Source organism: Caballeronia sp. SL1002 (assembly GCF_057814995.1).
The window spans coordinates 142,510-163,631 of the sequence record NZ_JBYMUW010000004.1; the positions used below are offsets into that span (position 1 = coordinate 142,510).

At 63.5% G+C, this 21,122-nt stretch carries 17 protein-coding genes; 11 read left to right on the forward strand and 6 right to left on the reverse strand.

The window, feature by feature from the left end; translation table 11 throughout:
* The first annotated feature begins 206 nt into the window (after positions 1-206).
* Positions 207-1,799, forward strand: a complete 1,593-nt coding sequence (locus tag AC3D25_RS22130; protein ID WP_488890620.1) for a sensor domain-containing diguanylate cyclase — start codon at positions 207-209, stop codon at positions 1,797-1,799.
* Between the two features lie 672 nt (positions 1,800-2,471).
* On the opposite strand, the gene AC3D25_RS22135 is transcribed toward AC3D25_RS22130, so the two are convergent.
* From AC3D25_RS22135 to xylA, 4 genes are all read right to left on the reverse strand, one after another.
* The gene (locus AC3D25_RS22135; protein ID WP_488890621.1) at positions 2,472-3,668 is read right to left on the reverse strand and encodes a sugar ABC transporter permease; all 1,197 of its coding nucleotides are present in this window, start codon (positions 3,666-3,668) and stop codon (positions 2,472-2,474) included.
* Complete coding sequence (xylG, locus tag AC3D25_RS22140) at positions 3,665-5,221, reverse strand: D-xylose ABC transporter ATP-binding protein (protein ID WP_488890622.1); 1,557 nt, start codon at positions 5,219-5,221, stop codon at positions 3,665-3,667. Before xylG ends, AC3D25_RS22135 begins: the two co-directional genes overlap by 4 nt.
* Positions 5,222-5,285: 64 nt before the next feature.
* Positions 5,286-6,314: a D-xylose ABC transporter substrate-binding protein gene (xylF, locus tag AC3D25_RS22145; RefSeq protein WP_488890623.1), complete on the reverse strand. Its 1,029-nt coding sequence runs from the start codon at positions 6,312-6,314 to the stop codon at positions 5,286-5,288.
* Positions 6,315-6,521: 207 nt separating this feature from the next.
* Positions 6,522-7,856 carry a xylose isomerase gene (xylA, locus tag AC3D25_RS22150; RefSeq protein ID WP_488890624.1) on the reverse strand — a complete coding sequence of 445 codons (1,335 nt, stop codon included), beginning with the start codon at positions 7,854-7,856 and terminating at the stop codon, positions 6,522-6,524.
* 265 nt (positions 7,857-8,121) lie between these two features.
* Between xylA and AC3D25_RS22155 the strand changes: the two genes are divergently transcribed.
* Entirely contained in the window at positions 8,122-9,348 is a 1,227-nt protein-coding gene (locus tag AC3D25_RS22155) for a XylR family transcriptional regulator (protein ID WP_488890625.1), read from the forward strand.
* 18 nt (positions 9,349-9,366) lie between these two features.
* The gene (locus tag AC3D25_RS22160) at positions 9,367-10,428 is read left to right on the forward strand and encodes an aldose epimerase family protein (RefSeq protein WP_488890626.1); all 1,062 of its coding nucleotides are present in this window, start codon (positions 9,367-9,369) and stop codon (positions 10,426-10,428) included.
* Positions 10,429-10,432: 4 nt separating this feature from the next.
* On the opposite strand, the gene rpoD is transcribed toward AC3D25_RS22160, so the two are convergent.
* Complete coding sequence (rpoD, locus tag AC3D25_RS22165) at positions 10,433-12,397, reverse strand: RNA polymerase sigma factor RpoD (protein ID WP_488890627.1); 1,965 nt, start codon at positions 12,395-12,397, stop codon at positions 10,433-10,435.
* A gap of 386 nt (positions 12,398-12,783) precedes the next feature.
* A complete protein-coding gene (locus AC3D25_RS22170) occupies positions 12,784-14,091 on the reverse strand; it encodes an MFS transporter (RefSeq protein WP_488890628.1) in 1,308 nt (435 codons plus the stop codon).
* A gap of 134 nt (positions 14,092-14,225) precedes the next feature.
* Here AC3D25_RS22170 and AC3D25_RS22175 point away from each other — a divergent pair, with 134 nt between their 5' ends.
* The 8 genes from AC3D25_RS22175 to mdcH are packed head-to-tail and all read left to right on the forward strand — an operon-like array spanning position 14,226 to position 21,065.
* Positions 14,226-14,984, forward strand: coding sequence for a GntR family transcriptional regulator (locus AC3D25_RS22175; RefSeq protein WP_488890629.1), 759 nt, complete (start codon positions 14,226-14,228; stop codon positions 14,982-14,984).
* 9 nt (positions 14,985-14,993) lie between these two features.
* The gene (gene mdcA, locus AC3D25_RS22180; protein WP_488890630.1) at positions 14,994-16,673 is read left to right on the forward strand and encodes a malonate decarboxylase subunit alpha; all 1,680 of its coding nucleotides are present in this window, start codon (positions 14,994-14,996) and stop codon (positions 16,671-16,673) included.
* A gap of 5 nt (positions 16,674-16,678) precedes the next feature.
* Complete coding sequence (locus AC3D25_RS22185; RefSeq protein WP_488890631.1) at positions 16,679-17,554, forward strand: triphosphoribosyl-dephospho-CoA synthase; 876 nt, start codon at positions 16,679-16,681, stop codon at positions 17,552-17,554.
* 2 nt (positions 17,555-17,556) lie between these two features.
* Entirely contained in the window at positions 17,557-17,859 is a 303-nt protein-coding gene (locus AC3D25_RS22190) for a malonate decarboxylase subunit delta (RefSeq protein WP_488890632.1), read from the forward strand.
* Positions 17,856-18,701: a biotin-independent malonate decarboxylase subunit beta gene (locus AC3D25_RS22195; RefSeq protein WP_488890633.1), complete on the forward strand. Its 846-nt coding sequence runs from the start codon at positions 17,856-17,858 to the stop codon at positions 18,699-18,701. The genes AC3D25_RS22190 and AC3D25_RS22195 overlap by 4 nt, the downstream gene beginning before the upstream one ends.
* Positions 18,698-19,519, forward strand: coding sequence for a biotin-independent malonate decarboxylase subunit gamma (mdcE, locus tag AC3D25_RS22200; protein ID WP_488890634.1), 822 nt, complete (start codon positions 18,698-18,700; stop codon positions 19,517-19,519). Before AC3D25_RS22195 ends, mdcE begins: the two co-directional genes overlap by 4 nt.
* Positions 19,516-20,142 carry a malonate decarboxylase holo-ACP synthase gene (locus tag AC3D25_RS22205; protein ID WP_488890635.1) on the forward strand — a complete coding sequence of 209 codons (627 nt, stop codon included), beginning with the start codon at positions 19,516-19,518 and terminating at the stop codon, positions 20,140-20,142. The genes mdcE and AC3D25_RS22205 overlap by 4 nt, the downstream gene beginning before the upstream one ends.
* A complete protein-coding gene (gene mdcH, locus AC3D25_RS22210; protein ID WP_488890636.1) occupies positions 20,139-21,065 on the forward strand; it encodes a malonate decarboxylase subunit epsilon in 927 nt (308 codons plus the stop codon). Before AC3D25_RS22205 ends, mdcH begins: the two co-directional genes overlap by 4 nt.
* Positions 21,066-21,122 lie beyond the last annotated feature (57 nt).

The following is a 21,122-nucleotide window of genomic DNA, read 5'->3' on the forward strand; positions in this document are numbered from 1 at the left end:
CAAGACATTGTGAAAAAACCTTCGAATCAGGGCGCGCCGCGCAGGACGTCAAAGCGGGGAATTAGCCGAGAACTAGGCCCGTGTTCGGCGGTTTGAAAACGGGCGTCGCCGAGCATCATCAAAGTCCAGTCGCGCCTCGACCGCTGCGACCGCACAAGGCGCGGCGTCCCTTCCCCCGGAGGCTTCGCGCGAAGGCTCAGGATTCCATGGAACCGACCCAGACACATCAGAGACGACGCTCACCGCCTATCTGGTCCGACGCCACACCGGCTCGCGCCCAGCGGCGGCGCGCGCGTCTGCACAAGCTGAGCGGGGCGGTATCGCGCAACCCGCGGCTGGTCGGGATTGCCGGAACAGCCGTCGCGCTGCTGATGATCGCGTTGTCGCTCGCGAGCCTGTATCAGGGCCGCGCCGACGCAATCGCTCACGCGCAGCTGACCTCGGTGAATCTCGTTTCCATTATCAGCAACGACATCGGGCGCAGCGTCGCGCTCTACGACCTGTCGCTGCAGGCCGTGGCTGAAGGCGCGGAAAATCCGATGCTGATGGCGCTGCCCTCGTCGCTGCGCCGTCAGTTCCTCTTCGACCGGGCGACGACCGCGTCGCATCTCGGCGGCGCGTATCTGCTGGATGAGCACGGCCATGTCGTCGCGGAAAACGACCGCGACGTGCCGCAGATCGGCGATTTCGGCGACCGCGATTATTTCACCGTCCACGCGGCGAGTCCCAACGTCGGGCTCTTTATCTCGCGCCCGTTCCGCTCGCGGCTGCGCGGCGGGAGCTTGTCGATCGGCCTCAGCCGCCGCGTCAATGCGCCTGACGGCAGCTTCGCGGGCGTCGCCATCCTTGCCGTTCCCGTCGGCTATTTCAATACTGTGCTCTCGAAGATCGAGACCGGGCCGCACGGATCGGTTTTCATCGTGATGCGCGACGGCACCATGCTTGCGCGCAAGCCGTTCAGCGAAGGCGACGCTGGCATGAACGTCGCGGGATCGTCGACGTTCAGGAACATGGCGAACGATCCATCGGGCAGCTACACGGCCGTTTCGCCGCTCGACCACGTGCGACGCATCTACACGTTTGCGCGGATTCCCAACACGCCGTTCGTCGCCGTCGTGGCGCCGGCCGAGGAAGACACGATCAGCGCGTGGCGGGCGCGCAGCGTGGTAGTGGGCACGCTGACGATTCTGCTCGGCTTGAGTTTCGTCGGCATTTCGTGGGTGCTCGCCTTCTCGCTGCGGGAGCGCACGAAAGCGCAGGCCGAACTGGTGCGGCTGGCGGGCACGGACGCGCTGACCGGCCTGAACAATCGTCGCGTGCTGGACAGCAAGCTCGCGGAGGAATGGAACCGCGCGCGACGTAACGGCACGTACCTGTCGGTGCTTTTCGTCGATGTGGACCGGTTCAAATCCTATAACGACACCTACGGACACAACCTCGGCGACGAGACGCTCGCGATGGTCGCGGACTGTATCGAGTCGGCCATCCGACGACCGAACGACGTCCCCGCCCGTTACGGCGGCGAGGAATTCGTCGTGTTGCTGCCGGAGACGGCGGGCGGCGCGGCGATGAAGGTAGCGGCCGCACTGCGCGCACGCGTCGAGAGCATGGCTATCGAGCATCGCGGAAGCGCGGCGGGCGTGATTACGGTGAGTATCGGCTGCGCGACCGCTTCGCCGCGCAGTGGTGGCGACGCGCTTGGACTGCTCGATTGCGCCGATGCCGCGCTTTATAAAGCGAAGGAAGGTGGGCGGAATCGGATTGAGTCGGCGGCTTGCGGGGAGATGGCGATCGGGTGAGAGTCGCTGGCGCTTTGGGGTTTGGGGTTTGCTGGCGCTCTTTGCTTTTGTTTGCCTGCGCTTCTTGGGAACTTGTATTCGTGTGCGTTTATTAGCGATGCCCCTGTCCGGGGCGGGACTCACTTTCTTTGCTGCTGCAAAGAAAGTAAGCAAAGAAAGCAGCTTATCCATCTAAGTGTCCACCACACATAACCTCGCGGATAGGCGCGCAGGCTGATTCGACTAACTCGCAGTTCAGGGTGTTGGCACAGCACTTGTCAGGTCCATCCTCACTACGCTCGGACGATGGGCATATCTAACAACAGCGGTTGGTTTGGTTTGGTTTGTGGGTTATGCCGTTCCGTCAGGCACTTCGTGCCTGACGGGATGGATGAGCGGTGCCACTCTGTTGTGTGGTGCGATGGCCGAATCGGCTTGCGCACCACTCCCGGTTACGGTTCGTGGTGGACACTTAGACGGTCACGCTGCTTTCTTTGCTTACTTTCTTTGCAGCAGCAAAGAAAGTAAGTCCCGCCCCGGACAGGGGCATCGCTAATAAACGCACACGAAAGCAAGTTCAAAAGAAGCCCAGGCAAACAAAAGCGAGGGGCGCCAGCAAACAAAACCAGTGCAAGTTCTCAGAAAGCCCACGCAAACAAAACCCACCCCAAGCGCCAGCAAAACCAAACCCGTTCATCGCTGATTCGATCCAGAAACCACATCGATCCACACAGCCAAAACCAGAATCCCGCCCTTAACGATCATCTGCCAGTAAGAATCGACATCGAGCATCGACATGCCGTTGTCCAGACTCGCCATCACGAGCGCGCCGATCAGCGCGCCGTACACGGTGCCGGACCCGCCACGCATCGACGTCCCGCCGATAAAGCACGCCGCGATCGCATCGAGTTCCCCCATCGAGCCCGCCGAAGGCGATCCCGCCGCAAGCCGCGCGGTATTCACGAGCCCCCCGAACGCGCACATCAGTCCCATCAACGCGAAGATCGCGAGCTTCACCCGATTGGTGTTCACCCCCGACAGCCGCGTCGCTTCCAGATTCGATCCGACCGCGTAAATGCGGCGCCCAAACACGGTTTGCGTCGCGATGTAAGTGAAGACGCCGAGCAAGCCGAGCAACACGAGCACGGGCACCGGAATGCCGCCGTACCGGTTCAGCGTCGCGACAAAAGCCAGCAAAATCACGCCCGCCGCCACGATCTTCGTCGCGTCCTGCCAAAGCGGGACGACAGGCAACGAATAGCGCTGCCGGCTCTGCCGCTGGCGCACCGTGAGCGCGGCGAGCAGCAGGAACAGCACGACGGCAAGCGTGTCGCCCGCGACGCGCGGCAAATATCCCTGCCCGACGAACACGAGGTTATCGGACACCGGCGCGATCGTCGATCCACCCGTCACGCCGAGCAACACGCCGCGATACGCGAGCATCCCGCCTAGTCCCACGATGAACGATGGCACGCGCAGATACGTCGACCACCAGCCATTGAACAATCCGACGGCAACGCCGAGCACCATGACCGTCGGTACGGTCGCGGCGAGCGGCCAGTGGTACGTCACGTCGAGTATCGCCGCGACGCCGCCGAGCAGGCCCAAGAGCGACCCCACCGACAAATCGATCTCGCCCGCGATGATGACGAACACCATGCCGCACGCGAGCATGCCGGTGATCGACATCTGGCGCAGCAGGTTGGACAGGTTGCGCGGCGTGACGAACGCGCCATCGGTGAGAAAGGAAAAGAATAGCCAGATGAGCGCCACCGCCAAAAGCAACGCGAGCAGTTTGTATCGTGTGAAAAGCTGCTTTACGCGCTGCCCGGATGAATGCGATGCACCGCGCTTGGCGGACTTCGGCGCGGAAGTGAGATCGGGAGTCATGCGACGCTCGCTGAAATAGGTTGGTCACTGAGATCGGCGCCGATCGCGGCGCTCAGGATGTGCTCTTGCGTCAGGCCCTCATTGATGAAATCACCGCGCAGCTGCCCTTCGCCGATCACCAGCACGCGGTCGCTCACGCCGAGCACTTCGGCCAGTTCCGACGACACTACGACGATCGACATGCCGCGCCGTGCAAGCGCAAACATGAGCTTGTAGATTTCGAATTTGGCACCGACGTCCACGCCGCGCGTGGGTTCGTCGAGAATCAGCACATCGGGGTCGGTCAGCAGCATGCGCGTGAGCACGGCCTTCTGCTGATTGCCGCCGGACAGGCCCGATATCGACAGCATCGGATGCGCGGCGCGCACCGATAAACGCTTCATCTCGGTATGGATGGTGTCGAGTTCCGCGGCGGAATCGATACGGCCGCCTTTCGCGAAGCGCGCGAGGACCGCGAGCGTGATGTTCTGGCCCACGCCCAGTTGCGGCACGATGCCGTGCCGCTTACGGTCCTCGGGCACCATGCCGATGCCGGCCGCGATCGCATCGGACGGCGTGTTGATCTTGAGCTGCTTTCCGTTCATCCAGACTTCGGCTTCGCTCAGACCCGGATACGCACCGAAAACGGCCTGCATCAACTCGGTACGCCCCGCGCCGACCAAACCCGCCACGCCCAGAATCTCGCCTTTACGCAGCGCAAAAGACACGTTGTCCACGCGCTTTCGATGCGGGTTCGTCACATCGAAGCAAGTCACGTTGCGCGCCTCGAAAATGACTTCGCCGATCTCATGCGGCTCGCGCGGAAAGAGATTCGTGATCTCGCGCCCGACCATCATCGAGATGATACGGTCGGTGCTGAGTTGCTTCATCGGCTGCGTGGCGACGTGCTTGCCGTCGCGGATCACCGTGATCGTGTCGCAGACGGCTTCGACTTCATCGAGCTTGTGCGAGATATAGACGCACGCCACGCCGCGCTTTTTCAGATCGCGGACGATATCGAGCAGGATGCGAATTTCAGACGCCGTCAGCGACGAAGAAGGCTCATCGAGAATCAGCAGCTTCGCGCGCTTGTTCAGCGCCTTGGCGATCTCGATGAGTTGCTGATGGCCGCCGCCGTAGTTCATCACCGGCTGGGCCACGTTGATACCGTCGATATTGAGGCTCTTCAGCAGTTCGTCGGCGCGCTGATACATGGCCGCATAGTTCATGCGTCCGCCGCTCAACGTAATCTCGTTGCCTAGAAAAATGTTCTCGGCCACCGACAGTTGCGGCACCAGCATCAACTCCTGATGAATGATGACGATGCCGGCGCGTTCGGTATCGCGGATATTCCCGGCAAGTAGCGGCTTGCCTTCCCACAGTATTTCGCCGTCCCATGTGCCATGAGGATAGACGCCGGACAGCACCTTCATCAGCGTGGATTTTCCCGCGCCGTTTTCGCCGCACAAGCCGACACATTCGCCGGGCGCGACGACCAGATCGATCCCGTCGAGCGCGTTCACCCCGGCGAACGACTTCGTGATGCCGTGCATCTCCAGCAGTGATTGCGCCATGCGTGATGTCCCCGATCCATACGCTAAACGCGGACGCCGCAGCCGCGCCGTCCGCGCGCGACGCTTAGTTTCCAGCCAGTTGGGCCGGGGTATAGAAGCCATCCTTGATGACGACATCGACGTTACTTTTGGTGAGCAGCGTCGGCTGGAGCAACACGGTTTCGACCTGTTTCTTGCCGTTGTCGTACTTGGCGTTGAACGCGGGCTTGACGCCCTTCGCGAGATCGACGGACAGCTTGGCAGCCTCGCCCGCGATCAGTTTGAGCGGCTTGTAAACCGTCATGGTCTGCGTGCCGGACACGAGCCGCTTGACCGCCGCGAGGTCCGCGTCCTGACCGGACACCGGCACCTTGCCCGCCATCTTCTGCGCAGCGAGCGCCTGGATCGCGCCGCCTGCCGTGCCGTCGTTCGACGCGACGATCGCGTCGATCTTGTTGTTGTTCGCGGTGAGCGCGTCCTCGGTGATCCGCAACGCGGTCGCGGCGCTCCACTCCGGCACCCACTGCTGCCCGACGATCTTCACGTCCCCGCGATCCACCGCCGGCTTGAGCACTTTCATCTGCCCTTCGCGCAGCATCTTGGCGTTGTTGTCGGTCGGCGCGCCGCCCAGCAGGAAGTAGTTGCCCTTCGGCTGCGCGTCGAACACGCCCTGCGCCTGCAGCTCACCGACCTTTTCGTTGTCGAAGGAAATATAGGCATCGACGTCGGCATCCAGAATCAGCCGGTCATACGATACGACCTTGATGCCTGCCTTGTGCGCTTCGGCCACCACATTGCCGAGCGTCTTCGAATTGAACGGTACGATCACGATCACATCCACACCCCGCGAGATCAGATTCTCGATCTGAGAAATCTGGCGGGCTTCATTGGCATCGGCCGACTGCACCGAGACTTTGGCGCCGAGCTTGGTCGCTGCCGCCACAAAATAATCGCGATCGCGCGACCACCGCTCGACACGCAAATCGTCGATGCAGAAACCAATTTCGGGCTTGTCCTTGCTCGCATGCGCGAGCGTCGACACCATGCTCATGCTGGCGAACATCGCTCCGCAGACGAGCGTACTCACTACCGAGCGGCGCATTGCAGATTTCATGTCTCACTCCATTTTATGGTGACGGCCTGTGTGCTCCTCGATACGCGAGAGTCGGAGCGCCGCCGGGACCTTCGGATGCGCCGCGGATTCGAGTCCGCGGTCTTTTTTTAACTTACTGGGTTAGCTGCATTTTTTACTAGCGTGTGCTGCGCGCACGCTAGACGCAATTGCGAAATCGACCGGATTCGCTAGCGATTTTTACGGCCTTCAACTGTTCTCCCAACGCGGTCCATAGATCGCCTGATTGACGATATTCTCCAGCCGCTCCTGCTGTCCGCTTACATGCCGAGGCGCAATATTGCGCGACGCGGCATCGTCCGCGAGCGATTCGAGCGAATAACCGCCGCTTAGCACCTTGCGTCCGAAATCGGTTTCCCAACCTTCGTAGCGCCGCGCCTTGAACGCGCCGAGCCGATCGTTTTCCACGAGCGATGCCGCACGTTCGAGCGCAATCGCAATCGCATCGATAGCGCCGATATGGCCGTGAAAAAGGTCTTCCGGATCGATGCTCTGCCGCCGCACCTTGGAATCGAAGTTCATGCCGCCCGTGCTGAAGCCGCCGTTGCGCAGAATCTCGTACAACGCCAGCGTCAGTTCTTCCACGCTGTTCGGAAACTGGTCCGTGTCCCAGCCGTTTTGTTGATCGCCGCGATTCGCGTCGATACTGCCGAACACGCCGAGCGCGATGGCGGTCGCAATTTCGTGATGGAATGAATGGCCCGCGAGCGTGGCGTGATTCGCTTCGATATTCACGCGAATCTCGTCCTGCAAACCGAACTGCACCAGAAAGCCGTGGACGGTCGCGACGTCGTAGTCGTATTGATGCTTGGTCGGCTCCTGCGGCTTCGGCTCGATCAGGAGCGCGCCCTTGAAGCCGATCTTGTGCTTATGCTCGACCACCATCGAAAGAAAACGGCCCAACTGGTCGCGCTCGCGCTTGAGGTCGGTATTGAGCAGCGTGTCGTAACCTTCGCGGCCACCCCACAGCACGTAGTTCTCGCCGCCCAGCCGCTGGGTCGCTTCGAGCGCCTGCTGCACTTGCGTCGCGGCGAACGCGAACACGTCGGGATTCGGATTGGTCGCGGCGCCGGCGGCATAGCGCGGATGCGAAAACAGATTGGCGGTGCCCCACAGCAACTTCACGCCGGTGGCGTCCTGCTGCTTCGCGAGGTAATCGGTCATCGACTTGAAGTTGTTCACGTAATCCCTGATGCCGTCGCCTTCGGGCGCGACGTCGGTATCGTGGAAGGTGTAGAACGGCGTGCCGAGCTTCGAGAAGAACTGGAACGCGGCGTCGGCTTTCAGTTGCGCGAGTTCCAGCGCATTGCCGGGTTGCTGCCACGGACGCCCGAACGTGCCGGAGCCGAACATGTCGACGCCCGGCCACACGAACGTGTGCCAGTAACATACGGCGAGGCGCAGATGATCTTCCATGCGTTTGCCGAGCACAAGCCGGTCGGGATCGTAATGACGATACGCAAACGGGCTCTCGGACTGCGGACCTTCGTAACGCACTGCGGGAATGTGATCGAAGTAGGACATGCGCGTCTCCGTTTTAATGTGACGCCATGCTGCCAGTTCGGGTCGCGAACGTGCAATTGCGAAATCCGCCAGCGACGATGGTGATTCTTGGCTTTCGTGCAAGCCGCCTCACAGCCGCACGCGCTTGCGGCCTAGAATAAGCAAGCTGCTTAAAACAAGGCCTGAAGCGAAGACTTAGTTAATGTCTGGCCGCCGGTCAGAACCTTGGGCCAAATCCCAAATCTGGAGACAACGAAGCCTTCGCGGTTTCGTTCAGAGAGAGTCGATGACAAGACCAACCGTCACGCAACCTTCACATCGGATCGCGCTGCTGTTCAACGCGAACAAGGTGTATGACCGCGGGATCATCACGGGTATCGGCAAGTACCTGCTGTCGACGCGCGTCGCTTGGGACCTTTTTCTCGAAGAGGATTTCCGCGCGCGACTGACGGGTATCGAGCGCTTCGAGGGCGACGGCATCATCGCGGACTTCGACGACCCCGCCGTATGCGAAGCGCTCGATCATTGTCCATTGCCGGTGGTCGCGGTGGGTTCGTCCTACGAGAATGCCGCCTGCTATCCCGTCAATCATCCCTACATCGCCACCGATAACGCCAAGCTCGTTTCGCTCGCCTATACGCATTTGATCGGCGCGGGCTTGCAGCGTTTCGCGCTCTACAGCCTGCCGGAGTCGCCGGAGAATCGCTGGGCACAGGAACGCGAACTCGCATTCAAGGCGTTGATCGCGGCGGACGGACTCGACGCCGAAATTCATCGCGGCCATCCGACCAGCGCGCCGGTCTGGAACCAGGCGAGCGCGCAGCTGCGTTCGTGGCTGGAGAGCTTGCCGAAGCCGGTCGGGGTGATCGCGGTGACCGATGCGCGCGCGCGGCATTTGCTCCAGGCGTGCCTGATGTCCGGTATCGCCGTGCCGGAGCAGGTGGCGATCATCGGTATCGACAACGATCCGCTGACGCGATCGCTCACGCGCATTCCGTTGTCGTCGGTCATTCAGGGCACCGAGGAAATGGGCCGCACGGCGGCGCATTTGCTTCATCAAATGCTGGGCGGCGCGCGTTTCGGCGGACGCAGAATTCTGGTGCCGCCGGTCGGTATCAACGTGCTCGAATCGACGCGCCATCAGCCCGTCTCCAGCCCGCACGTGATGCGCGCGCGGCACTATATTCGCCAGTACGGCTGTCAGGGCATCAAGACGGAACAGGTTGCGGATTACGTCGGCGTGTCGCGCTCGTCGCTCGAAGATCACTTCCGCCGCGAACTCGGCTGTACGGTGCATCAGGAGATTCTGCGGCACAAGCTCGAGATCGCGAAGGATCTGCTCGCGCGGCACGACCTTTCGAGCGTCGAGGTCGCGATCCGCTGCGGCTTTACGTCGGTGCAGTACATGTATGCCGTTTTCCGCCGCGAACTCGATTGCACGCCACGCGAGTATCAGGACCGCGTGCGTCCGCCGCTAGCGTCCGTCTCCGCGCAGGACGGCGCGGCTATTTAATTCCCGAAGCTCATCGACATGCACAGCACCGCACGCCACGCACACATCGCCACGCAACGCTGGGGCAACCTGCCCGACGGCGAACCCGCGCGCCTCTTCACGCTGCGCAACGCGCAAGGCATGCGTGTGAACATCAGCGATCTCGGCGCCACGCTCGTGTCATGGCACGCGCCGGATCGCGAAGGCAGGCTCGCCGATGTGCTCCTCGGCCACGACACGCCCGCCGATTATCTGGCCGCGCGCGCGTATTGCGGTGGCACGATCGGGCGCTGGGCGAACCGGATCGCGGGCGCGCGTTTCACGCTCGACGGCGTGACGTATCCGCTCGACCGCAACGAAGGCGCGAACCTGTTGCACGGTGGCGCGAGCGGTTTTCATCGGGCGGTGTGGCACGTCGATGAGGAGGATGGCGTGCTCGTGATGACGCATGAATCGCCTGAAGGGGACGCGGGTTTTCCGGGCGCGCTGATGTGTACGGTGCGTTATTCGCTCGACGACGACGGCGCACTCACAATCGACTACGACGCCGTCTGCGATGCGCCGACGCCGGTCAATCTCACGAATCACGCGTACTTCAATTTATCGGGCGATACGAACGCGGACGCCGACGATATCCGCGGCCACGTCATCGCGATTCATGCGGACACGTTCTTCGAAGTGGATGACGAAATGATTCCGATCACGCGCGCGGGCGTCGCGGGCAATGCATTCGATTTTCGAACGGGCGCGCCCATCGGCGCGCGGCTGGATTGGCCGAACGCGCAATTATCGCGTGCGGGAGGCTTCGACCACTGCTACGTGCTGCGCGGCGACGGGCACCCCGCCGCGACCGTCTACGAGCCCGGCAGCGGGCGCGAGTTGACCGTATCGACGAACGCGCCCGGTTTGCAGTTTTACAGTGGGAATCGCCTGGAAGGCGTGATGGGCCGCAACGGCCGGTCGTATCGACGGCATGCTGGGCTGTGTCTGGAAGCGGGCGGTTTCCCGAACCAGATCAATATGCCCGACGCCGGTAGCGCCGTCCTGCGGCCGGGAGAACACTACCGGCAGACGACGCGCTACAGGCTCGGGCTGCGCTGAAGGATTAACGGTCGCCGAGGAAAGCGACCAGACGGTCCGCGCGGCTCGGATGACGAAGCTTCTTCATCGCCTTGCTTTCGATCTGGCGAATGCGCTCACGCGTCACATCGAACTGCTTGCCGACTTCTTCCAGCGTGTAATCGGTGGACATGTCGATGCCGAAACGCATTCTCAGCACCTTCGCCTCGCGCGGCGTCAGATCTTCCAGCACGTTCTGCACGGTTGCGCGCAGGCTTGCCTGAAGCGCGGCTTCGGCCGGCGACACGGTGTCGCCGTCGGCGATCATGTCGCCCAGGCTCATGTCGCCGTCTTCGCCCACCGGCGTTTCCATCGAGACCGGTTCCTTCGCGATCTTCATGATCTTCTGGATCTTGTCCTCGGGCATTTCCATGCGCGCGGCGAGCGTAGCGGCGTCCGCTTCCTTGCCCGTGCGCTGCAGGATTTCACGCGAGATACGATTCAGCTTGTTGATCGTTTCGATCATGTGCACCGGCACGCGGATGGTCCGCGCCTGATCGGCGATTGCGCGCGTCACGGCCTGACGCACCCACCACGTCGCGTAGGTCGAGAACTTCCAGCCGCGACGGTATTCGAACTTGTCCACCGCCTTCATCAGGCCGATATTGCCTTCCTGAATCAAGTCGAGGAACTGCAGCCCGCGGTTCACATACTTCTTCGCGATCGAAATCACGAGACGCAAATTCGCTTTCGTCATGTCGTGCTTGGCCTGGCGCATCTGGCGCTCGGCGGTCAGCATCTGACGATTGACGGACTTCAGTTCCGGCAGCGGCAGCACAGCGCGCACGCGAATATCGATCAGCTTTTGCTGATGCGCTTCGAGGTCCGGCAGCGCACGGCCGATGGCGTCGCTATACGGCTTCGATTCGGCGGCGAGGCCACGGCCCCATTCCAGATCCGTCTCGTTGCCCGGGAAGCGCTTGACGAACTCGTCGCGCGGCATGCCGCAACGCTCGACCATCAATTGCAGAATCTGGCGCTCGACGACACGCACGTCTTCCACCATCGCGTGGACGTCGGCGCACAGGCGCTCGATCATCTTCGCGGTGAAGCGGATGGCGCGCAATTGCTCGCGCACTTCGTTCTGCGCCGCGAGGAACCCGGCCGACTCGACCCCGCCCGCCGTGTAGGCGAGGCGCATCACTTCGAATTGCTCGGCAACGCTCGCAAAACGCGTCAGGCAGTCTTCCTTCAGCTTGGCAAGATTGGCTTCGTTGGCGGCCGATGCGTTGTCGTCGGCGTTGTCGTCGCCACTGTCGTCGCTCGCGGAGTCGTCCTCGGCGGCGGGCGTGTCGTCTTCGGCGGCGGGGGTACCCTCTTCGCCCAGACCGTCGTCGATCACGCCGTCGACCAGTTCGTCGATCCGCATTTCGTCGTTCGAGACGCGCTCGGCCAGTTCAAGAATGGTCGCGATGGTCGACGGGCACGCGGCGATGGCTTGCACCATGTTCGCGAGACCTTCCTCGATCCGCATCGCGATTTCGACTTCTTCCTTGCGCGTAAGCAGCGTGGCCGAGCTCATTTCGCGCATGTACATGCGCACGGGGTCGGTCGTGCGGCCGAACTCGGAATCGACCGTGGACAGCGCGACTTCGGCTTCTTCGTCGGCCTGGTCGTCGGCCGTGCCGGCTGCGCCGTCGCGCAGAAGCAGCGCGTCGGCGTCGGGCGTCTGCTCGTAAATGGTCACGCCCATTTCGGCGAACGTCCGGACGATGCTTTCCATCGCCGCCGTATCGGCAAAATTGCCCTGCAGGTGATCGCTGATGTCGGCGTGCGTCAAATAGCCGCGCTCGCGACCCAGCTGGATCAGTTCGCGCAGCTGCTGACGGCGCTCGCCCGCTTCGAGGGCGGAATCAACCGGAATCGCGGGCAGTGCGCCCTTGCCAGCCTGCCGTTTCCCGGCCGTCGTTGTTCCCGTGTCCTTCACCGCTCGATTTGCGCCGCTTGCCATACTGCTGCTCCCTGACTGAATGCTTCTGTACCGTCGCCTGGACGAAGGCGCGTGCCATGCCATCGCCGACAAACCGACGTGGCTGTCATATGGCGCTGGTGCATTGGATGATGGATTTGGCCGGGGCAACCGTCGCGTGTTTTGCCTGAGGTTGCCGGGTCCGTGAACTTCGCACGCTCGTCCGAGCGAAAGGGCGACATTCTACATTGTTGGGGCGTCGCTGCCGCATTCGTGTGCAAATACTTCCGCCGATTTTGTCGACTAAAAAATCGGGACAGCCGTTGTGCTGGTCAAACGCGGAAAAATCAGACCGTTAGTTGCGAATTAAGTTAATAAAAATAACCGCATCGCACCATTTCAGTGCGATGCGGTTATTCGGGCGAAGGCTAATCCGGTAATTCTTGCCCTTTGGTTTCCGGCGCGAATGGGATCACCACGAGTCCGACCAGGAAAGCGACTGCCGTCAACGCGATCGGCACGCCGAGCGTCTTCATGTGCAGCACCATCGCGCCGATCCCGAAGTTGACGATCGCGCCGAAGAATCGCCCGACCGACGTACAGAACGCGAAAGCCGTTGCGCGCACGCGCGTCTCGAACTGCTCGGGCAACCACAGGCTGAACAGCGCGAAATTGCCGCCGAAAAAGCCCAGCACGACGAGCAGCGAGATGAACGGCACCAGTCCGTTCGGCAGATAGAACGCCCAGCCGAACGCAAGCGCGATCGACGCCGCCATGCCGACGAAATAGACCGCGAGGGTTTTCCTGCGGCCGATCCGTTCGGCCATCGGCGGCAGGGCGAGACAACCGGCGATCGTGCCGATCGACAGCAGTCCGGTGGCAATCGACGCCATGCGGGCCGCATCCGGCTTCGTCATGCCCGCGCGCGTGGCGAGCTGGATCACCGCCGACGGTTCATACACCGCGCCCGCCCACAGCCCGATGATCGCGACCGTCAGCAGCGTCGCCGCGACGATCGTGCGCCGTTTATATTGCGGCGAGAAAATCGAGCGCAGCGGGCTCGCCTGCTTGACGGCGCCCGCCTCGGCCTTCTGCCACTTGGCGGTTTCCTTCACGCGCATGAGCACCGCAATGGACACGACCACCGGCAGCACGCCGACGAGAAACATCGCGCGCCAGCCGAAGGTCGCGCCGATCGTGTAATTCAGCGCCGCCGCGAGGAAAAAGCCCGCGTAGTAGCCGGTCTGCAGATAACCCGCGCCCATCTTGCGGCGATCCTCGGGCCAAGCCTCGGCCACATAAGTGCCCGCCAGCGCCCATTCCCCGCCGATCCCCACGCCCGCCAGGAACCGGTAGATCGCGAGCGCCCAGACCGAATTCGCGGTCGCCGCGAGGCCGGTGAAGATCGCGAAAGTGAAGATGGTCGCGGCGAGCACCTTGGTGCGGCCGAAGCGGTCGGCGAGCGGCCCCCAGATAAACGACAAGCCCCATCCGACCAGAAACAGCGCGAACAATATCGATCCGGCCAGCCCCACATTCGCGGGCGTCGCGGCGTAGCCCGATTTGGGCAGCAACTCGGTCAGCGCCGGGGCGAGCACGAGCGCATAGATGAACGAATCCATGCCGTCGAGCGTCCAGCCCGCCCACGCGCCCCAGAAGCCGACGATCTGCGAGCGGTTGAGCGGCGTGCGCGACGGTCGCGCGGCGGGTAATGAATGGTCCAGCGAGGTGGGCATGTGGATCTCCATGTCGAAGGGCGCTGTAGGGTTAGCACCGGTTCGGATTGCTCAAACGATCACTGAAATATGACGTCGTTTTATATATAATATTTGAACCAACACGGCCGACAAGCCCGCACTTCTACCTACCCATGGCTATCCATCCTGCTGGACTTCCCGCTGCACCGCCGTTTCGCAACGCGCAATTCGAGCCGCGCCAGAGCACGTCGCGCTATATCGCCGATGCGTTGCGCGTGGCGATCGTCGAAGGCGCGCTGCTTCCGGGCGAGCCGTTGCGGCAGGACGCCATCGCGCGGCAGTTCTCGGTCAGCGCCATTCCGGTGCGCGAAGCTTTCAGACAGCTTGAGAGCGAAGGCTGGGTGACGACCGAGCCGAATCGCGGTGTGTCGGTGAGCCTGCAATCCGCCGACGAAGCGCGCGAGATCTACGAAATTCGCGCGTCGCTCGAAAGTCTCGCGGTCGGCATCGCGATCGCGTATCACACGCCAGAGACGCTCGCGCTATGCCGCACGTTGCGCGACGCGGCCGCGAGCGAGCCGGACCCGGCGCTGTACGTGGTGCGCAACGAGCAATTTCACATGAGTCTCTACGCGCCGGCGGACCGGCCGCGGCTGATGGAGTTGATCGGCGCGATGCATCGGCGCGGCGAGCGTTATCTGCGGCTCAAGTTCGGCATGCCGAGTTTCAAGGGACAGTCGGACGCCGAGCACGAGGCGATTCTCGATGCCATTTGCGCGCGCGATATCGAAGCCGCGCAAACGCTCGTCGCGCGCCATTTGCTGGCAACCGGCGAATTGATCTACAGTTTTCTTTCCGACGCGCAGACCATCGCGCCGTCCACGCAGCCACAGAAGCGCCGGCGCAAGCCCGCGCCCTCTACCGAAAAGTGAAGGCCGCCGATGAACGCACCGAATGCACCGATCGCAACCACGCCGACGCCGCGCCAGTGGAACACCCGGGCGCTCGAAAAATCCCGTCGTTTGAAGGCCATCGAACCGTGGCTCGATGAGCGGATTCTGAAGACGGAGCGCATCGTCGATGCGTTGCATGCGTTGATCGCGCCGGGCGACCGCGTGGCGCTCGAAGGCAACAATCAGAAGCAGGCCGATTTCCTCTCCCGCGCATTCGCGAAGCTCGATCCCTCGCGCGTCCACGATATCCATCTGCTGATTTCGAGCATCAGCCGGCCCGAGCATCTCGCGCTGTTCGAGCGCGGGATCGCGCGCCGCGTCGACTTCTCGTTCGCCGGTCCGCAGAGTCTGCGCGTCGCACAATTGCTTGAAGACGGGCTGCTCGAAATCGGCGCGATCTATACGTATATCGAGTTGTACGCGCGCATGTTCATCGACCTCACGCCGCAGGTCGCGCTCGTCTGCGCGGTGCAGGCCGACCGTCACGGCAACCTCTACACGGGCGCGAATACCGAGGACACGCCGACCATCGTCGAGGCAACCGCGTTCCGTCACGGGATCGTGGTGGCGCAAGTGAACGAGATCGTCGACGAACTCCCGCGCGTGGATATTCCCGCGTCGTGGGTCGATGTCGTCGTCGCGGCCGACAAGCCGTTCGCGGTCGAGCCGCTGTTCACGCGCGATCCGAGGCACATCGGCGAATTGCAGATCCTCATGGCGATGATGACCATTCGCGGCATCTACGAACGCTATGGCGTCAAGACGCTGAATCACGGTATCGGTTTCGATACGGCCGCGATCGAACTGCTTCTGCCGACGTATGGCGAATCGCTCGGACTGAAGGGAAAAATCTGCACGAACTGGGCGCTCAATCCGCATCCGACGCTGATTCCAGCCATCGAAAGCGGCTGGGTGGATAGCGTGCATTGTTTCGGCAGCGAAGTCGGCATGGAGGACTACATCGCCGCGCGCTCCGACGTGTTCTTCACCGGCCGCGACGGCAGCCTGCGTTCGAACCGCGTGTTGTGCCAGCTTGCGGGCCAGTACGGCGTGGATCTTTTCATCGGCTCGACCTTGCAGATGGACGCCGACGCGAATTCCTCCACGGTGACGCTCGGGCGGCTCGCCGGTTTCGGCGGCGCGCCGAACATGGGACACGACCCGCGCGGACGGCGTCATTCGAGCGAAGCGTGGCTTAAGTTGTTGAAGCGCGACGGTCCGAATCCGTCGATTGCACGCGGCCATAAACTCGTCGTGCAGACGGCCGAAACGTTCAAGAAAGGCGGCGAACCGACCATCGTCGATGCACTCGACGCCATCGCCGTAGGTGAAAAAAGCGGCATGCCGATCGCGCCGGTGATGATCTACGGCGACGACGTCAGCCACGTTGTCACCGAAGAAGGGATTGCGTATCTGCATGCGGCGGAAGGCGTGGACGAACGGCGCGCGGCGCTCGCGGCGGTCGCGGGCGTGACGCCGGTCGGCATGCGCGCGAAGCCCGAGAAAACGGAGGAATTGCGGCGGCGTGGCGTCGTCGCGTTTCCCGAAGATCTCGGCGTGCGGCGCGGCGAAGCGAAGCGAAGCTTGCTCGCGGCGCGCAGTATCGACGATCTCGTTGCGTGGTCGGGCGGGCTGTACGCGCCGCCCGCGAAATTTCGTAGCTGGTGAACGCCGTGGCGCTCCCGCTCCTTTTTTCGCGCACGGACGATGCCCCGGCGAGTGCGGCGGCCATCGCGGATTGCGCGACGCAGGCGCTGATCGACGAAGCGTGTCTCACGCCGAAACCCGCACTCGTCGATCAGCGTGGAAGCGGCGCGCATCGCGACCTCGATCTCGATACGATGCTCCGCTCGGCGCGCTCGCTCCAGCCGGCCTTTCTCGCCCTCGCCCGCGCCGCGCGCAACCAAGTGCCTTCACAGGCTTTGCGCGAGCGCTTGGCGCGCATCGGCCGCGACGGCGAAACTGCGATGCTGCGCGCAACCAACGGCAGCAACGCGCATCGCGGAGCGATATGGATCGTCGGCTTGCTGTGCGCTGCCGCCGCGATGCATCCAGCGCACGAGAGCGCGCGAATCGGTGAAACGGCCGCGCAAATTGCGCGATTCGACGACCGCTTCGCGCCGACCAACACAACATCGAGCCACGGCGCGCGCGTATTCAAACGCTATGGTTTTGCAGGCGCGCGGGGCGAGGCGCGCAACGGTTTCCCGCACTTGATCGAAATCGGCTTGCCCGCGCTGCATCGGGCACGGCGCGACGGTCTCAATGAACAACATGCGCGCATCGATACGCTGCTCGCCATCGTCGCGAAACTCGACGACACCTGCCTCATTCATCGCGGCGGCATCAACGCGCTGCGTGCCGCGCAACACGGCGCCGCGCACGTGCTGGCGCTCGGCGGAATTGCGTCGAAGGCGGGACGCGCGGCCTTCGACACGCTCGATCGCACTTTGCTAATGCTGAATGCTTCGCCGGGCGGCGCGGCCGATCTGCTCGCCGCCACGCTTTTTCTCGACACGCTGCCCGCTCATTCCGACGCGAAAGGATAGCCATGGAAACGCTCCGTTACGAATACCCCGCGACCCGAGAGGTCAGGCAACGCGCTCATGTCGGCGTGGTCGGCTCGGGCGACCTGGAAGTACTTTTGTCGCCGTCGGAAACGCCACGCGCCGAGGTCGTCATCCGGACCAGCGTAGACGGTTACGAGCATGTCTGGAAAAGTGTGCTCGACCGCTTTTTCGCGCGCTACGATGCCGCCGCGCGCCTCGAACTGAACGACTTCGGCGCGACGCCGGGCGTCGTCATGCTGCGTCTCGCGGAAGCGGTCGAAGCGAGCGAAGGAGACGCGAAATGAACGCTCACGACAGCTTCATCGCGCGTCACAGCTTTATCGAAATGAACGCGCGCGAGCGGGCGCGCGCACTGCTCGATCCCGGCACGTTTCGCGAATTGCTCGGACCGTTCGACCACCTCGAATCGCCGTGGCTCGCGATGCAGGATGTCGTCTGTCAGTCGGACGACGGCGTCGTGCTTGCGCGCGGAACGATCGGCGGGAAGCCCGCTGTAATCGTCGCGATCGAGCCGGCGTTTCAAGGCGGCAGCATCGGGGAAGTCTCGGGCACCAAGATCGCCGCCGCGCTCGAAATGGCCGCACTCGAATTCGAAGCGGGCCGCGCGATTCGTCCGGTTGTGCTGTTCGAAACGGGCGGCGTGCGTCTGCAGGAAGCGAACCTCGGGCTTGCGGTGATCGCGGAAATTCACGCCGCGATTGTCGCGCTGCGCCGCCATGTGCCGGTGGTCGGCGTGATCGGCGGCATGGTCGGCTGCTTCGGCGGCATGTCGCTCGCGGCCGCGCTCTGCACCGAACTCGTCGTGACGCGTCAGGCGCGGCTCGGCATGAACGGACCGGAAGTGATCGAACAGGAAGCGGGCATCGACGAACTCGACTCCGGCGACCGCAAGCTCATCTGGTCGATGATCGGCGGAGAGCAGCGCGTGGCGGTCGGACTGGCCGATACGCTGGTGGAAGACGACAGCCAGCAGGTTCGCGATGCGATCGTCGCCGCGTTCGAACGCGGCGTGCCGCGCGAACATCGCAGCGAGCGAGTCGAGCATTATCTGCAACGCCTCGCGCGCGTCGATCCGGCCGCGATCGATCCCGCGACATTGCGCCAACTCTGGCAGGGAGACACATGATGAGTGCAGCGCTTACCCGCGGACAAATCTGGTTCGACGCGTTGACGCAAGGCGATTCCGCAGCGTCAGGCGGCCCGATCCGCGCCGCCGACGCCACGCTTGGCGGCAACCCGGCGCGCTTTCTCGCCGTGGTTCCCGATCCGCGCAACCGCTTTCCCCGCGCGACCGATAACGTCGTCGGCCTCGAACAAGGGTGGCTGCTCGCGCGCGCCGTGCGTGAGACGCTCGAACAGGATCGCGCAGCGCCGATCAAGCGTCCGCTGGTTGCGATTGTCGATGTGAAGAGCCAGGCGTACGGCCGGCGCGAGGAACTGCTGGGCGTACATCTGGCCTGCGCGGCAGCCGCCGATGCGTACGCCAGCGCGCGCCTCGCGGGTCATCCGGTGATCGCGCTGATCGTCGGTCCGGCGATGTCCGGTGCGTATCTCGCGCACGGCTATCAGGCGAACCGGATCGTGGCGCTCGACGCGCCCGGCACCGCTGTTCACGCGATGGGCAAGGAAGCGGCCGCGCGTGTGACGCGGCGCACGGTCGAGAGCCTGGATGCGCTCGGCGAGCGCGTGACGCCGATGTCGTATCGCATGAGCGCGTATGCAAAGCTCGGATTGCTGCATGAATTGATCGAAGGCGTCGATGCCGACGCACCCTCGCCCGCCGATCTCGAACGCGTTACGACGTCCCTCGTCGCCGCCATCGACGATGCGCGGCGCGGGCCACCCGATCTCTCGAATCGGCTGGCGTCGGCGGCGGCGCGAGAGACGCGCGCGGGGTCGATTGAAGTGAGACGGCGGCTTGCCGAGCAATGGAACGCGCCTTGAAACCGCATGACGTGCTGCGGATCGAACGCGGCGCGGCGTTTGGCGTGGAAGCCCCGGCGTGGGTCGCGAACGCGCTTGCGCGCGCGCCGTTCGTCGTCGTGCGTCGTGCGGCCTCGCTGAACGGTGCGATTGCCGTGGGTGTGCGCGGCACGTCGCGCGGCGAACGATTCGGCTCGTGGATCGATCCGGGTCTGGTCCGCGAAGTGATCGCGCCCGAATCGCTCGCACGGCACGTGGCGAGGAACGACCGCGCATCGTTGCCCGCGTTCGCCTTGTTCGCCGCAGTGCGCGCCACGCTCGACGCCACCACTTTTGGGTGGGGACCGGGCGGCAGCGTGGGCTTCGAACTGGCAAGCGGCGTCGATACGGTCACGCCATCGAGCGACCTCGATGTGATCTTGCGGGCCTCAAACGCGCTGCCGCACGCACACGCAAGCGAACTCCTCGATGCCCTTTTGCAGCACGCGTCCGACGCCGATGCGCGTATCGACGTGCAGGTTCAAACGCGCGACGCCGCTTTCTCCCTCGCGGAATTCGTCCGGACTGGCGGCCGCGTGATGTTGCGCGACGCGGCTGGCCCGAGGCTCGTCGATAACCCTTGGCATGCGCAAACGCCTCTATGATCGCCTTCCTTTTCCCCGGCCAGGGCGCGCAAACGGCGGGCTTCCTGCACACGCTCGGCGGCGAAAAATCGCATCCGTGCATCCAGTCCACATTGCATGAAGCCTCAGAGGTACTCGCGCGCGACGTGCTGGAACTCGATACCGAAACGGCGCTTGAATCGACGGTTGCCGTGCAGGTATCGCTCTTGATCGCGGGCGTCGCGGCGGCCCGCGCGCTGCGCGATGAAGGCATCGAACCGGATGCCGTCGCGGGACTTTCGGTCGGCGCGTATGGCGCGGCCGTCGTCGCCGGATCGATTGCGTTCGCCGATGCACTGCGCCTCGTCCAGTTGCGCGCCGAGTTGATGGAGCGCGCGTATCCGCGCGGTTACGGCATGCTCGCGATCGTCGGATTCAACGAGCGGGAAGTCGAGGCGTCAATACATGAAGCGGGCGGCGGCGCGTATATCGGCAACCTCAACGGGCCGCGCCAGATCGTCGTGTCCGGTAGCGACGCGGCGCTTGCGAACCTGCAACGCGTTGCCGTCGAGCGTGGTGCGCGACGCGCCGAGCGGTTGGCGGTCAGCGTGCCTTCGCACTGCGTTCTCCTCGACGAAGCCGCGAAGCCGCTAGAGCGCGCTGCGCAAGACATCGCGTTCGCCGATCCTTCCATTCCGTACATCGGCAACAAGGGCGCGCGTCCGCTGAGAAAGGCCGAAGCGATCCGCGACGACCTCGCGACCAACATGCGCTATCCCGTCCGGTGGCACGACGCGACGGTCGTGCTTGGGGAACTCGGGGCGAAGGTCATGCTGGAGTTGCCGCCCGGCCGCGTGCTGACGCAACTGGCCGAAGACGCGCTGGAGAATGTCGCGGCCATCGCGATGGAGGGCACGCCGGTCAGCGCGACCGCGGCGCGCGTCCGTTCGAGGATCGTGGGATAAAACGGCGGTATTTAACGGCGGTATCTAACGGCGGTATCTAACGGCGGTATCTAACGG

Excerpts from the sequence above, each read along its gene's own strand:
- AC3D25_RS22130 (WP_488890620.1), top strand. The coding sequence starts at position 207 with ATGGAACCGACCCAGACACATCAGAGACGACGCTCACCGCCTATCTGG.
- AC3D25_RS22135 (WP_488890621.1), bottom strand. The coding sequence starts at position 3,668 with ATGACTCCCGATCTCACTTCCGCGCCGAAGTCCGCCAAGCGCGGTGCA.
- xylG (WP_488890622.1), bottom strand. The coding sequence starts at position 5,221 with ATGGCGCAATCACTGCTGGAGATGCACGGCATCACGAAGTCGTTCGCC.
- xylF (WP_488890623.1), bottom strand. The coding sequence starts at position 6,314 with ATGAAATCTGCAATGCGCCGCTCGGTAGTGAGTACGCTCGTCTGCGGA.
- xylA (WP_488890624.1), bottom strand. The coding sequence starts at position 7,856 with ATGTCCTACTTCGATCACATTCCCGCAGTGCGTTACGAAGGTCCGCAG.
- AC3D25_RS22155 (WP_488890625.1), top strand. The coding sequence starts at position 8,122 with ATGACAAGACCAACCGTCACGCAACCTTCACATCGGATCGCGCTGCTG.
- AC3D25_RS22160 (WP_488890626.1), top strand. The coding sequence starts at position 9,367 with ATGCACAGCACCGCACGCCACGCACACATCGCCACGCAACGCTGGGGC.
- rpoD (WP_488890627.1), bottom strand. The coding sequence starts at position 12,397 with ATGGCAAGCGGCGCAAATCGAGCGGTGAAGGACACGGGAACAACGACG.
- AC3D25_RS22170 (WP_488890628.1), bottom strand. The coding sequence starts at position 14,091 with ATGCCCACCTCGCTGGACCATTCATTACCCGCCGCGCGACCGTCGCGC.
- AC3D25_RS22175 (WP_488890629.1), top strand. The coding sequence starts at position 14,226 with ATGGCTATCCATCCTGCTGGACTTCCCGCTGCACCGCCGTTTCGCAAC.
- mdcA (WP_488890630.1), top strand. The coding sequence starts at position 14,994 with ATGAACGCACCGAATGCACCGATCGCAACCACGCCGACGCCGCGCCAG.
- AC3D25_RS22190 (WP_488890632.1), top strand. The coding sequence starts at position 17,557 with ATGGAAACGCTCCGTTACGAATACCCCGCGACCCGAGAGGTCAGGCAA.
- AC3D25_RS22195 (WP_488890633.1), top strand. The coding sequence starts at position 17,856 with ATGAACGCTCACGACAGCTTCATCGCGCGTCACAGCTTTATCGAAATG.
- mdcE (WP_488890634.1), top strand. The coding sequence starts at position 18,698 with ATGATGAGTGCAGCGCTTACCCGCGGACAAATCTGGTTCGACGCGTTG.
- mdcH (WP_488890636.1), top strand. The coding sequence starts at position 20,139 with ATGATCGCCTTCCTTTTCCCCGGCCAGGGCGCGCAAACGGCGGGCTTC.